The 13,312-nt window shown below is 38.5% G+C and carries 12 protein-coding genes; 9 read left to right on the top strand and 3 right to left on the bottom strand.

Annotation, left to right across the window (positions count from 1 at the left end):
- Positions 1-93 precede the first annotated feature (93 nt).
- The 3 genes from K8089_RS14515 to K8089_RS14505 all read left to right on the top strand — a co-directional run bounded on the left by K8089_RS14515 (position 94) and on the right by K8089_RS14505 (position 2,845).
- Positions 94-1,113 (top strand): COX15/CtaA family protein, encoded by a 1,020-nt coding sequence (locus K8089_RS14515; protein ID WP_338149264.1) that lies wholly within the window; start codon positions 94-96, stop codon positions 1,111-1,113.
- A 75-nt stretch (positions 1,114-1,188) separates the two neighbouring features.
- Positions 1,189-1,701 (top strand): plasmid pRiA4b ORF-3 family protein, encoded by a 513-nt coding sequence (locus K8089_RS14510; RefSeq protein ID WP_237604022.1) that lies wholly within the window; start codon positions 1,189-1,191, stop codon positions 1,699-1,701.
- An 85-nt stretch (positions 1,702-1,786) separates the two neighbouring features.
- A complete protein-coding gene (locus K8089_RS14505; RefSeq protein WP_237604021.1) occupies positions 1,787-2,845 on the top strand; it encodes a nucleoid-associated protein in 1,059 nt (352 codons plus the stop codon).
- A gap of 17 nt (positions 2,846-2,862) precedes the next feature.
- Here the strand turns inward: K8089_RS14505 and K8089_RS14500 are convergent, their stop codons facing one another.
- Positions 2,863-5,055, bottom strand: coding sequence for a RecQ family ATP-dependent DNA helicase (locus tag K8089_RS14500; RefSeq protein WP_237604020.1), 2,193 nt, complete (start codon positions 5,053-5,055; stop codon positions 2,863-2,865).
- A gap of 201 nt (positions 5,056-5,256) precedes the next feature.
- On the opposite strand from K8089_RS14500, the gene K8089_RS14495 reads away from it, so the two are divergent.
- From K8089_RS14495 to lptB, 4 genes are all read left to right on the top strand, one after another.
- A complete protein-coding gene (locus K8089_RS14495; RefSeq protein ID WP_237604019.1) occupies positions 5,257-6,222 on the top strand; it encodes a KpsF/GutQ family sugar-phosphate isomerase in 966 nt (321 codons plus the stop codon).
- Entirely contained in the window at positions 6,222-7,058 is an 837-nt protein-coding gene (tatC, locus tag K8089_RS14490) for a twin-arginine translocase subunit TatC (RefSeq protein WP_237604018.1), read from the top strand. The genes K8089_RS14495 and tatC overlap by 1 nt, the downstream gene beginning before the upstream one ends.
- Positions 7,059-7,143: 85 nt before the next feature.
- Positions 7,144-7,497, top strand: a complete 354-nt coding sequence (locus K8089_RS14485) for a carboxymuconolactone decarboxylase family protein (RefSeq protein ID WP_237604017.1) — start codon at positions 7,144-7,146, stop codon at positions 7,495-7,497.
- 121 nt (positions 7,498-7,618) lie between these two features.
- Positions 7,619-8,359: an LPS export ABC transporter ATP-binding protein gene (lptB, locus tag K8089_RS14480; protein WP_237604016.1), complete on the top strand. Its 741-nt coding sequence runs from the start codon at positions 7,619-7,621 to the stop codon at positions 8,357-8,359.
- A gap of 206 nt (positions 8,360-8,565) precedes the next feature.
- On the opposite strand, the gene K8089_RS14475 is transcribed toward lptB, so the two are convergent.
- Positions 8,566-8,946 carry a GxxExxY protein gene (locus K8089_RS14475; RefSeq protein WP_237604015.1) on the bottom strand — a complete coding sequence of 127 codons (381 nt, stop codon included), beginning with the start codon at positions 8,944-8,946 and terminating at the stop codon, positions 8,566-8,568.
- A 241-nt stretch (positions 8,947-9,187) separates the two neighbouring features.
- The gene (locus K8089_RS14470) at positions 9,188-9,961 is read right to left on the bottom strand and encodes a CDP-alcohol phosphatidyltransferase family protein (RefSeq protein ID WP_237604014.1); all 774 of its coding nucleotides are present in this window, start codon (positions 9,959-9,961) and stop codon (positions 9,188-9,190) included.
- A gap of 217 nt (positions 9,962-10,178) precedes the next feature.
- On the opposite strand from K8089_RS14470, the gene K8089_RS14465 reads away from it, so the two are divergent.
- The gene (locus tag K8089_RS14465; protein ID WP_237604013.1) at positions 10,179-11,246 is read left to right on the top strand and encodes a putative type IX sorting system protein PorV2; all 1,068 of its coding nucleotides are present in this window, start codon (positions 10,179-10,181) and stop codon (positions 11,244-11,246) included.
- 285 nt (positions 11,247-11,531) lie between these two features.
- Positions 11,532-12,689, top strand: a complete 1,158-nt coding sequence (locus tag K8089_RS14460; protein WP_237604012.1) for a lipoprotein N-acyltransferase Lnb domain-containing protein — start codon at positions 11,532-11,534, stop codon at positions 12,687-12,689.
- Positions 12,690-13,312: the final 623 nt, after the last annotated feature.

Below are 13,312 nucleotides of genomic sequence, written 5' to 3'. Positions count from 1 at the left end.
AAAAATTCGCGATTATACGCGCAAATAATAAAAAATAATTCGTGCATTCGTGGTAGAACATTTCCGGCGAAAACACCGTTAAAATCATATATAGTGGCAAACAAAGACAACAAAAAAGTGATTTACTGGCTCCTTACGGGCTGTTTCCTTATTTTTATTATGGTCGTGGTTGGCGGAATTACACGCTTAACCCATTCGGGACTTTCAATTTCCAGTTACAAATTAGTTTCGGGCACAATTCCACCATTGAATGAAGCGGAATGGATAGCCGAATTTGAACATTATCAGCAATTTCCCGAATATCAAAAGCTGCACAATCACTTCGATTTAGAAGATTTTAAAGACATTTATTTTTGGGAATATATCCACCGAGTTTTAGGCAGATTGCTGGGAATTGTGTTCATCATCCCCTTCCTCTATTTTCTTCTAAAAAAACAACTCACCAAACCAACGATTAAAAAAGCAATAATCCTGCTTTTCTTAGGCGGTTTCCAAGGATTTCTGGGATGGTATATGGTAAAAAGCGGCTTGATTGACAGGCCGAGCGTAAGTCATTATAGGCTCGCCATGCACTTAACAACCGCATTTTTAACCTTTGCCTATACCCTTTGGGTGGCTTTAGATTTAATTTATCCAGTGAAAAAGGCAATTAATACCCACATCCGAAATATCATCCGTTTTGGAATGGCAATATTGCTAATTCAAATTATTTGGGGTGCTTTTGTTGCGGGTCTCGATGCGGGGTGGATTCACAACCATTGGCCGTTGATGAATGATGGAAAACTAATTCACGAAACCGTTTATATAGAGCAGACACCCCTTTGGCGAAACTTTGTAGAGGGGAAAAGCGGCGTTCAATTTGTGCACCGTTATATGGCTTATGTTGTGGTAGCAGTAATCTTTTATATATGGTACAAAGCCCGTAAAATGGATATAACCAGCCTTCAAAAGCAGGGAATAAATGCGTTGCTCATTTTAGTTTTTACACAATTTATTTTAGGAGTTTTCACTTTAATAATGCAGGTGCCAGTTGTTTTGGGCGTTCTGCATCAAGTTACCGCCTTTTTCTTATTGGCGGGAATGACTTTTGTATTGCACAGATTTTCAAAATAAAGACATTATAACCAATTCCAGAAACTGAATACTGCAACCTTTTTTTGTAACTTTGCAACCCAAAAAAAAGAAAAAATGATTTACCGTTTTAGAGTAATTCTCGACACCCACGAAGATGTTTTCCGCGATATTGAAATTAAAGCTTCTGCGTCATTAGAAGATTTACACAACGCCATTACCCAAGCTTTTGGATTTGACGGACTTGAAATGGCTTCCTTTTACATCAGCAACGATTTATGGGAAGAAGGGGAGGAAATTTCACTTTTTGACGTGAGCGACGAGCCAGGAGGAATTCGCGTGATGAACGAAACGTATTTGGAAGATGTAGTAGATGAAAATAGCACGCGATTACTTTACGTATACGACTTTTTAAATATGTGGACGTTTATGGTTGAACTTGCCGATATTGCAGAAGCCGAAGAAGGTATGCCCTACCCAAACCTAATGTTTGCCCACGGACAAATACCCGAAGAAGCACCCGAAAAAGAATTTATAGCCGAAGAAATTGAAGAAGACGATTTTGAAGAAGACTTCGACTTAGATCCGGAAGATTACGACAATCTGGACTTCGATGAAAACTGGAATTAAATCGGTTGTTGGTCAAAAATAATCACACACCCTAGCTTTCAACTCACTACTCATAACTCATAACTCACACTCATAACTAAAATAAATGATCAACCTTTTCAATACCCACATTGCATCCCTTTCCATTCATAGAGTGGGTAATAAAAGTAGAAACGAAGACATTTTTCTTTCGGCACAACCATATAAAATGGACGATGAAATAACGCCATTGTTAAAAGAATTCTTCTTAAAACCTTTTCGTGAAAAAGAAGAAAACTACTTTCAGTTTTCGCACGAAGCCGATTTAGAATTTCACGAGCTGTACAACACTGCTAACAAGATTTTTGACAATCCCGAAAATATTCACGAGGAGAGCCGAAAAATAGCGACTTATCTTTACAATCAGTCCGAACACCCACATATTAAAAGTGGCGAGGTGTACGTAGCTTATCTTGAAAACGTACAGCTTGACAATGTAAAAATGGATGCCATTGGTATTTTTAAAAGTGAATTGAAACAGGACTTTCTGCAATTTGCCGAAGATGGAAATCAATTGGAAGCCCTGCTGCAACACGGGGTAAACTTGAATAAACTAGACAAAGGATGCCTGATTTTTAATTCACAAAAAGAAGAAGGCTATAAAATTCTTTCGGTTGATAGCAACCGTTATGACGCGCGTTATTGGTTAGAAAGTTTTTTAGGAGTTGAAGCTTTTGCCGATGATAATTTCTACACCAAAAAGTATTTAAAATTCTGTCAAGATTTTGCAAAAGACGTGGTGCTACCCGCCGAAGACAAAAAGCAGGAAGTGATGTTTATGAACCGCGCGGTAAACCATTTTGCGAAAAATGACCAATTTGAGGAAACCGCTTTTATGAACGAGGTAATTGACAATCCAGATTTAATGCCAGAATTCCGTCACTATAAAAGTGAAAAAGCGCCAAAGTACAGCATCGAAGATTTAACCACCTTCCCTATTGCAAATACCGCCGTTTCTGCTGCGCGAAAAAAAATAAAAAATATTATCAACCTCGATACAAACGTACAGATTAAGTTAGATTTTGTGAATTCAGACAGTGCAGAAAAATTTGTTGAAAAAGGTTGGGATGAAGAAAAACAGATGTATTATTATTTGGTGTATTTCAACAAAGAGGTGAAATCATAAAAAAATGTTTCGCGGGGTTAATTCCCAACCTCGCTAATAAATTTAATTCGGTATAGGCGCAATTCCTCTTCGTCATAATCGCCGTCAAATTCATCCATTGCATCCTCAATCTTATCGGTTGTAGCTTCTAGAAAATACTCGTGAATTTCGTCCTGTTGGTCTTCGTCTAAAATTTCATCAATCCAATAGGTTATATTCAACTTGGTACCGCTATAAACAATAGCTTCCATTTCTTTTATAAATTCAGGCATTTCCAGTCCTTTTGCATCGGCTATATCTGGCAACGCAAGTTTGCGATCCACGTTTTGGATAATATACAGTTTCAACGAACTATTACTGCCTGTAGATTTTACCACAAAATCTTCTGGCCGGATAATGTCGTTATCTTCAACATAATTTTGAATTATCTTCAGGAATGGTTTGCCATATTTTTTCGCCTTTCCTTCCCCTACTCCGTGTACATTGGAAAGTTCATCGAGGGTAATTGGGTATTTAAGCGCCATATCTTCCAAAGATGGTTCTTGAAAAATTACAAAGGGCGGCAAGTCTAAATCGTGTGCCACTTTTTTTAGCTCGGCCTTTAATTGTTTAAAAAGGATTTCATCAACCACATCACCTCCTTTTTGCACACCCACAATTATATCGTCGTTGGCATCTTTAAAGGAATGATCTTCGGTCATCATAAAAGATGTAGGCGATTTTATAAATTCCTTACCCGCATCTGTCAAGTGAATTACGCCATAAGTTTCAATATCTTTTTTTAAGTAGCCAGCCACCAAAAGCTGCCGAAGTAGCGCCATCCAATATGCAGCGTCGTGATTTGAGCCAGAGCCAAAATAGGGTTGTGTATCGGTGCGATGCGATTTAATTAAGGCATTTACTTTTCCAATTAAAACATTTACCACCTCTTTACTTTTGTATTGTTGGTTAGATTTTGAAACAACATCTAACAGTAAAGCTGCGTCTTCTTTTGCCTCGTGTTTCTTTTTCGGAAACCTCATATTGTCGTCCATCATGCCGCCCTCCCCTGTTTCGTTGTCAAATTCTTCCCCAAAATAATGCAGGATAAATTTTCTACGCGACATTGAAGTTTCGGCAAAACCAACTACTTCTTGCAAAAGGGCATGGCCAATTTCCTGTTCGGCAACGGGTTTGCCGCTCATAAATTTTTCTAGTTTCTCAATATCTTTATAACTGTAAAACGCGAGACAGTGACCTTCGCCCCCGTCGCGACCTGCGCGTCCGGTTTCTTGGTAATAGCTTTCAATACTTTTAGGAATGTCGTTATGGATTACAAAACGCACGTCTGGTTTGTCTATTCCCATCCCAAAGGCGATGGTTGCAACAACCACATCTACATCTTCCATTAAAAACATGTCTTGATGTTTTACCCGCGTTTTTCCGTCGAGGCCCGCGTGATATGGCACAGCTTTAATTCCGTTTACTTGCAAGGCTTGCGCCAGCTCCTCTACTCTTTTTCGGCTTAAACAGTAAATAATTCCGCTTTTGCCTTCATTCTGTTTTACAAAACGAATAATATCTGCATCAACACTTTTTGTTTTTGGGCGTATTTCGTAATACAGATTGGGGCGGTTAAAAGAAGCTTTAAAGGTATTGGCATCGGGCATTCCCAAGTTTTTCAAAATGTCTTCTTGCACTTTTGGTGTCGCAGTAGCGGTAAGCCCAATAATAGGAATATTGTCGCCTATACGTTGAATAATGCTTTTTAGGTTTCGGTATTCAGGTCTAAAATCGTGACCCCATTCGCTTATGCAATGCGCTTCGTCTATTGCCATAAACGAAATTTTCTGAGTTTGCAGAAAAGCCACATATTCTTCTTTTGTAAGCGATTCGGGAGCAACGTAAAGCAGTTTTGTAACTCCGCTGGCAATGTCGCTTTTTACCCTTTTTACTTCGGTTTTGTTAAGCGAAGAGTTTAAAACCTGTGCCACGCCTTCTTCCGAAGAAAGCGCACGTAAGGCATCTACTTGGTTTTTCATTAACGCTATAAGCGGAGAAACAATTATAGCCGTTCCATCCTGCATAAGTGCTGGTAATTGATAACATAGCGATTTTCCACCGCCTGTTGGCATAACTACAAAGGTATTATTGCCATCGAGGATGCTTTTTATTACTTCCTCCTGTAAACCCTTAAAGCGGGTAAACCCAAAAAATTTCTTTAGGCCTGCATAAATGTCAATTTCTGCCACGCTGCTTTAGTTTTTAAAAGACAATTCAGTTTTAGTCAACAATACATTGTTTTACAGATTAACAATTGTAATTTTGCAACCGTATTACGTTGACTGCATCTTATATGAAAGTATCTATATTAAGATATATGAATTGATATAATTCTATTCTAAATATACTAATTTCTCAAACAGTTACAAACATTCAAAAGCATTAATATTTTGAACAACCCAGATAGAATCATTTCCGTAGCCAAAAACACCATAGAAACTGAGAGTAAAGCCATTGCGAATTTGGCACATTTGGTTAACGAAGAGTTTGCCGGTGCAGTGGAGTATATTTTCAACTCTAAAGGTCGCGTTATTATAACTGGAATCGGCAAAAGTGCCATTATTGCTACAAAAATAGTGGCTACTTTAAACTCAACCGGCACGCCATCCATCTTTATGCATGCCGCAGATGCCATTCACGGCGACTTAGGAACGGTGCAAGAAAACGATACGGTTATCTGTATTTCAAAAAGTGGAAATACGCCCGAAATAAAAGTGCTTGTTCCTTTAATAAAGGCCATTGATAACAAGCTTATAGCCATTACGGGAAACCGTACGTCATTTCTGGGTCAACAAGCAGATTTTGTACTCAACGCTTTTGTTGAAAAAGAGGCCTGCCCAAACAATTTAGCTCCTACAACGAGCACCACTGCGCAATTAGTAATTGGCGATGCACTGGCAATGTGCTTGTTGGATCTTCGCGGTTTTTCGAGTAAGGATTTTGCTAAATTTCACCCAGGCGGTTCGCTGGGGAAAAAATTATACCTACGGGTAAGCAATCTTACTTCACTCAACGAAAAGCCACAAGTAACGCCCGATACCGATGTTAAAAAGGTAATTATTGAAATTTCCGAAAAAATGCTCGGTGTAACTGCCGTTGTTGAAAACAATACTATTGTCGGCATTATTACCGATGGCGATTTGCGTCGTATGTTAACTAAAACCAATAACTTTGCAGGATTGACAGCTAAAGACATTATGACTCACAATCCAAAAAAAATAGCCAATAACGCCATGGCTGTCGAGGCTATGGAAATGATGGACAAATACGGTATTACTCAAATTTTAGCTGAAGACAAAGGCAAGTACAGTGGCGTGGTACACATTCATAACCTTACCAAAGAGGGCATTATATAATGAAGAAAATAGGTTCCCCAGAAAAAGAAATGTCCTTTTTAGATCATTTAGAGGAACTGCGTTGGCACCTTATCCGCTCAACGGCGGCAGTAATGATTTTGGCAGTATTGGCCTTTATTTTTAAAGACTTTGTTTTTAACACGCTTATCTTCGGACCCAAACAACCCGATTTTCCTACCTATAGAATGTTTTGCAACATTTCGCAGGCAATGGGCTTAGACACCTTTTGTTTTCAAGAAATGCCATTCCGAATTCAGAGTAGAACGATGGCCGGACAGTTTTCGGCACATATGTGGACATCAATATACGCAGGTATTATTGTAGCTTTTCCGTATATACTTTATGAATTTTGGAGATTTATAAGCCCGGGATTAAGAGAAAAAGAACGCAAAACCAGTCGCGGTTTTATTTTTATCGCTTCCCTGCTTTTCTTTTTAGGCGTCCTTTTTGGGTACTACTTAATTACGCCGCTTTCCATTAACTTTTTAGGAAATTACCAAGTGAGTAAAGAGGTATTTAACGATTTCGATTTAGATAGTTATATTGCGCTGGTGCGAACTTCGGTATTGGCTTGCGGCATTGTTTTTGAATTGCCAATTATAATGTACATCCTCACAAAAATTGGATTGATAACGCCTGAAATCCTTCGGAAGAACCGCAAATTTGCTTTAATTATCGTGCTGATTCTGTCCGCAGTAATTACCCCTCCAGATATTGTGAGTCAGATAATTGTGGCTATTCCAATAGTTATTTTATACGAAGTGAGTATTTATATTTCGAAAGTTGTAATTAGAAATCAGAAAAAAGAAGAAAATAGAAGAAAAAGGAAAGAATAAAGAGGAAAGAGCGGATTGACTTTGAACGGTATTTATCTCGATTCAGCATTTAATAAACTACAAAACTTCCATATTTACACATATAATGAAAAATAATATAGTTGAAGAATTTAACGCCTATCGCGAAAAGATGAACGAAAAGATGCTTGAAGATAATAACAAAATCGTCAAGCGTATTTTTAATCTAGATACCAATGCCTATATGGAAGGCGCCCTGCCAAAGAAAACCAAAGAGCTTTTAGGCTTGGGTAATTCGCTGGTGTTGCGTTGCGACGATTGTGTACGGTATCATTTAGAGGAATGCCACAAATTAGGACTTTCAAAAGAAGAAGTAGTTGAGGGCATGAGTATTTCGCTGCTTATTGGCGGAACCATCGTAATTCCGCATTTGCGAAGAGCTTATGAGTATTGGGAAGCTTTGGAAGCGCAACAGGGTTAAATTAAAGCCATAAAATATTTTGAAACACGAATATTTAATATATTCGTAAAAATGAAGTGGGAGGAGAAAAGAAGAAAGAGGAAAGAGGAAAGAGAAATTCGTGGTAAAAACACAACCTTAAATGAAGCTAAAAGCCGAAAATTTAATGAAATCCTATAAGGGCCGAAAGGTTGTTAAAGGCATTACTGTAGAAGTAAATCAAGGAGAAATTGTTGGATTACTGGGTCCGAATGGGGCTGGTAAAACCACGTCTTTCTACATGATTGTGGGATTGATTAAACCCAATGGCGGCAGAATTTTTCTGGAAGGCACGGAAATCACCAAATACCCAATGTACAAACGCGCCCAACACGGAATTGGTTATTTAGCGCAGGAAGCTTCTGTTTTTAGGAAGCTGAGCGTGGAAGACAATATTTTAAGTGTGTTGCAGCTCACAAAACTCTCTAAAAAAGAGCAACGCGCCAAAATGGAATCTCTAATTGAAGAATTTGGATTGGGACACATCCGTAAAAACCGTGGCGATCTTTTAAGCGGTGGCGAAAGACGAAGAACAGAAATTGCCCGCGCCTTAGCAACAGACCCACATTTTATACTTCTCGATGAGCCTTTTGCAGGGGTTGACCCTGTGGCGGTGGAAGATATTCAGCGTATTGTAGCTCAGCTTAAAGATAAAAACATCGGTATTCTTATTACCGATCACAACGTGCAGGAAACTCTTGCAATTACAGATAGAACCTATTTAATGTTTGAAGGCAGCATACTAAAACACGGCATTCCCGAAGAACTCGCAGCCGATGAAATGGTTCGGAAAGTGTATTTGGGACAAAATTTTGAGCTTCGGAAGAAGAAGTTGGAGTTTTAGAGCTATTAGTTTTAACCACAACGGACACCATGAAGGCACAAAGGCCACGAAGGTTTTATTTTAGTTTCTAAACTCTTTTTAAATTAAAAGAAATTATATTCTCCAAAAATTTACAGGGAATTTTTTCGTATTCTGAACCTTGTCTGGGATTGAGATTATTCCTTTTTAACCCTATAAGTACACTGTGTTTTCACTAAGGGTTCAGTTTACAACTCACCATTTATGACCCTTTTAATTCCTTGCTTCAATAAACTCACATTAAAATTGATAAGGAGACCTAGTTTATAACCACCTAGCCTCATATAGGTAAGTGTTTGCGCTAAATGAACATCATTCAATATTTCCACACTTTTTAATTCAATAACTACTTTGTTTTCAACCAAGATGTCAATTCGATAACCGACTTCTAATTTTATTTCTTGAAATACTAGCGGCATTGGTTTTTGTTTCTCAACAGTAAAGCCTTCTTTCACTAGTTTATAAAAAAGACACTCTTGATAGGCAGATTCTAATAATCCTGGACCAAGCGCTTTATGAACTTCCAAAGCACAACCTATAATTTTATTAGCTATTTGATTTTCAGTCATTTCAACTAAATTTAACTCTTGTTTTAACCCCAAAAGGACACAATATTTGCATATAAAACACAGTGGTTTCTTTTCGTCCTTAGTACCTTCTTTCTGCTGCTGAAATGGATTTTTCTATCCAAAAAAAACTGAATGCACCTCCAAACTACTCAATTTTCTTTGTGCTCTCTGTGCCTTCTTAGTGTTCTTTGTGGTTAAACCTTTTTAACCGGAAAGACCAATAACACGTTTACAAAGCCATTTAACTATTCTTTGTGTACTTTGTGCCTTCTTGGTGCTCTTTGTGGTTAATCAACGAAAGCAATATATAAAGCAATATTATAATCGGTATCGCCAAAAACTTCAGCAGTACCAATAGCACAATACAGAGTATTAAAAAGATGTAACGCACGGCATTGCTTTTAAAATCCCAAGTTTTGAATTTTAATGCGAAGAGCGAAATTTCGGCGTTGAGGAGTAGACTACTTACTAACGTTATTCCTATTAAAAACCATTTATTGAGAATGATGCTTTCTGCTAAATCAGAAAATTGAAACTGTAAAATTAACGGCAAGCTTAAAATAAGAAGTGTGTTTGCTGGCGTCGGCAAGCCAATAAAACCAGAAGTTTGCCGCGTATCTACATTGAATTTTGCCAATCGATATGCCGAAGCAATTACAATTATTAACCCTATTAAAGGCATATAATTTTTAAAACCTACGTTCCACCCGTCCATTGAAAAGGTATCGGTAAGCGATTGCATATGTCCAAAATACGAAAGGTTCAACATTTGGTACATAATAACCCCGGGGGCAAGTCCGCTGGTAATAACATCAGCCAACGAATCTAATTGCAGACCAACTTCGCTTTGTGCGTTTAGCAGACGCGCAGCAAGCCCATCAAAAAAATCGAAGAAAATTCCGAGGAAAACAAACAAGGAAGCCGTTATTAAATCGCCCGATGCTGCAAAAAGTACGGCAACACAGCCACAAAGAATGTTGAGGGAGGTGATAATATTTGGTATTTGTTTTAACATTAGTTGTACAGTTGTTTAGATGGGTGCTTTATTTTATAGTTCTCTAAAATACGCTTGGCAATTTTAAATTGAAGTTTCCAGTACTTTCTAATAAATTCCAACTTCTATGTAAAAATAACAAAGTATTTTCGTCCAATGCTACGAAAACACAATATGTGCATAAATTTAAAGTTTAGTATTCTGTAAAATAGTTCCATATTTGTCCAAATTTTTAATATTGAAAGAGAAAATTTTACTCCTTTTGCTACTTATTTCGGCTACGCTGGGGGCGCAGACCGTGCGAAAGTATTCCAACGAATTTATGAATATTGGCGTTGACGCTGCTGCTTTTGGTATGAGCAATGCCGTGGTTGCTTCCTCGGCCGACGTAAATTCGGGGTATTGGAATCCCGCAGGTTTGGTAAATCTGGAAGACAAGCAAATTTCGCTTATGCACGCTTCCTATTTCGCGAACATTGCAAATTATGACTACGCCGCATTTGCAATGCCGCTAGACGATAAAAGCGCGGTTGGACTTTCATTAATCCGCTTTGGGGTTGATGATATTTTAAACACCACACAACTTATCGATAGCGAAGGCAATATAGACTACAACCGCATCAGTTTATTTTCAACGGCCGATTATGGCGTTACCTTTTCATACGCCCGTAAACTGCCGCTTGACGGATTAAATTACGGTGTGAATGCCAAGGTTATTAGGCGTATTATTGGCGACTTTGCATCGTCGTGGGGCTTCGGACTTGATGCTGCAGTGCAATTTAGAAATGACAAATGGATGTTCGGGATTATGGCGCGCGACATTACCACTACTTTCAATGCGTGGAGTATAGATGAAGAAAAATTTGCCGAAATTCAAGGTGCGGTGGAAGGGCAAAATCAGGAGTTGCCTGAAACTACCGAAATTACCATCCCAAAACTACAATTCGGGATTGCCCGAAAGTTTGTTTATCACTACGACTTCTCGTTTTTGGTAGAAGTAGATTTCAATTTCAGATTTGCAGAAACCAATGATGTTATTTCCTCTTCCCTCGCAAGCATTACACCTTCGGCTGGCCTGGAATTTGCATATATAGATATGGTTTATGTGCGCGGCGGAGTTGGCAATTTTCAAAATATAAAACAATTGGACGGCAATGAATCTGTGGGATTTCAGCCCAATATTGGCGTTGGATTCCGATATAAAGGCATTCAGGTAGATTATGCCTTAACCGATATTGGCGACCAAAGTGCGGCGCTGTATTCAAATGTGTTTTCGTTAAAACTGGATTGGGATTTGTTTAGGTAATCCCCCCGAAGTGGGAATGATTGAAAAAACAAGTGACGAAACAAGGAATATAGCAGATGATTTCTGAATTTTGAAACTTGAAATAAGTATTGTCCAAGAAAAGAAACAAGACCGCTGCGCTACACGAACCAAGAGTCAAGACTAAAATGTATTGATATAATGTGTAGTTCTTAAGAACAACATTGAAATTATAAACAACTAACAGTAATATTTAGTGTATTCGTAGTGAAAAATTATTTATTCATATTTATTCTTCTTTTATGTGTTTCGGCGAAAGCACAGTTTATGCCCTTATCTGAAACTTCAGAAATCAGCATTTTAACCATCGGTCCGGGAGCCGAACTGTACGATAAGTTTGGGCATAGTGCATTTAGAATTCAAGATCCTTTAAACGAAGTTGATGTTGTTTTTAATTACGGGAAATTCGATTTCGACACACCCAATTTTTATACAAAATTCGCACAGGGAAAATTGCTTTACGAGCTGGGAGTTAGTTATTATCAGCCATTTTACAATAGCTATGTCGCACAAAATCGCTGGGTAAAAGAACAAACTCTCAACCTGAACTACGCTGAAAAACAAGCAATTTCAGACTTCCTATGGCACAACGCGAAACCCGAAAACAAAAAGTATAAATACGATTTCTTTTATGACAATTGTGCCACCAAAATACGCGACGTGGTGCAGATTGTACTAGGCGATAAGTTGGAATTTAAGGAAGACCATATAAAAGAAGTATTGAGCTTTCGCGAGCTTATTCAGCAAAATCTGCACGCCAATACTTGGGGAAGTATGGGGATAGACATTGCCCTGGGCGCTGTAATAGACAGAAAAGCAAAGCCGATAGAATACCAATTTTTACCCGATTATGTGTATGCGGGAGCGGCAAACGCCATTATTCATAGAAATGGAAAAACCGAAAATTTGGTTAAGGAAACAACGGTGCTTTTTAATAATGATCCTAGTTCCCCAGAAAATATGTTTATAACGAGTCCGCTGTTTATCTTGGGCTTAATAGGATTGTTGATTGTTTTCATCACCTACCGCGACTTCAAAAGAAGTACTCGAAGCCGTTTTTTAGACACTGCTATTTTTATTTTTACGGGACTTGTGGGAGTACTGTTATTACTCCTTTGGTTTGCTACGGACCATACAGCTACCGCCAATAATTACAACCTGTTGTGGGCATTTCCTATTTCTTTACTTGTTGTCATCGCCATTTCTAAAAAGCAAGTATCCATTAAATTAAAACGATACATACTGCTTTTAGTCTTGCTTTTGGCACTACTGACTATACATTGGATAACTGGCGTGCAAGTTTTTGCAATTGCCCTGCTGCCGCTGCTAATCGCCTTGGCCATACGCTATATTTATTTGATGTATTTTATTTCAATACAGCCTGTTCAAGCTTCTTCTGAAACACGTTCGGGGCAAAGTTTTTAAGGAGGCACCTCCAACGCCCAACGTACAGAACATCCCACCCAGCCTCCCTTAGAACAAAAACATCCCACCCAGCCTCCCTTCAAAGGGAGGGGCTAGATTCGGATTTGATTTATAATGTGGTTAATTTATAAGCTCTGTGTTTAAGGCGAAAAGTATGTACAAAATATTCATTTCCCCAACTCATGCACAGGCCAAAAAGTCTCCCGTGAAGCACAACATCCCACCCAACCTCCCTTCAAAGGGAGGGGCTAGATTCGGATTTGATTTATAATGTGGTTAGATTTATAAGCTCTGTGTTTAAGACGAAAAGTATGTCCGAAACATTTATACCACCAATTTAATCACAGACCAAACGGTCTCCCTTTGAACAAAAACATCCCACCCAACCTCCCTTCAAAGGGAGGGGCTAGATTCAGATTTGATTTATAATGTGGTTAGATTTAGGAGCACAGTATTTAAAGCGAAAAGAAAATCCAAAAATATCCGTGCCAACAGCTTAATCACAGGCCAAAAAGTCCCCCTTTCAATGGGGATTTAGGGGGATGTTTCACAAGGTTAAATCAAAACCCACAATCCCAAAACAAAGAACATTCCACCCAGCCTCCCTTCAAAGGGAGGGGCTA

Origin of the sequence: Aequorivita vitellina, assembly GCF_022008365.1 — a bacterium.
GTDB classification, from domain to species: Bacteria; Bacteroidota; Bacteroidia; order Flavobacteriales; family Flavobacteriaceae; genus Aequorivita; species Aequorivita vitellina.
Note: the sequence above shows the minus strand (reverse complement) of the source record. Positions and strands in the feature narration are given on the sequence as shown.

Bases quoted from the DNA above. Each gene is read 5' to 3' on its own strand.
- K8089_RS14485 (WP_237604017.1), top strand. From the start codon at position 7,144: ATGAAAAATAATATAGTTGAAGAATTTAACGCCTATCGCGAAAAGATG.
- K8089_RS14460 (WP_237604012.1), top strand. From the start codon at position 11,532: ATGCCCTTATCTGAAACTTCAGAAATCAGCATTTTAACCATCGGTCCG.
- tatC (WP_237604018.1), top strand. From the start codon at position 6,222: ATGAAGAAAATAGGTTCCCCAGAAAAAGAAATGTCCTTTTTAGATCAT.
- K8089_RS14505 (WP_237604021.1), top strand. From the start codon at position 1,787: ATGATCAACCTTTTCAATACCCACATTGCATCCCTTTCCATTCATAGA.
- K8089_RS14475 (WP_237604015.1), bottom strand. From the start codon at position 8,946: ATGACTGAAAATCAAATAGCTAATAAAATTATAGGTTGTGCTTTGGAA.
- lptB (WP_237604016.1), top strand. From the start codon at position 7,619: ATGAAGCTAAAAGCCGAAAATTTAATGAAATCCTATAAGGGCCGAAAG.
- K8089_RS14470 (WP_237604014.1), bottom strand. From the start codon at position 9,961: ATGTTAAAACAAATACCAAATATTATCACCTCCCTCAACATTCTTTGT.
- K8089_RS14510 (WP_237604022.1), top strand. From the start codon at position 1,189: ATGATTTACCGTTTTAGAGTAATTCTCGACACCCACGAAGATGTTTTC.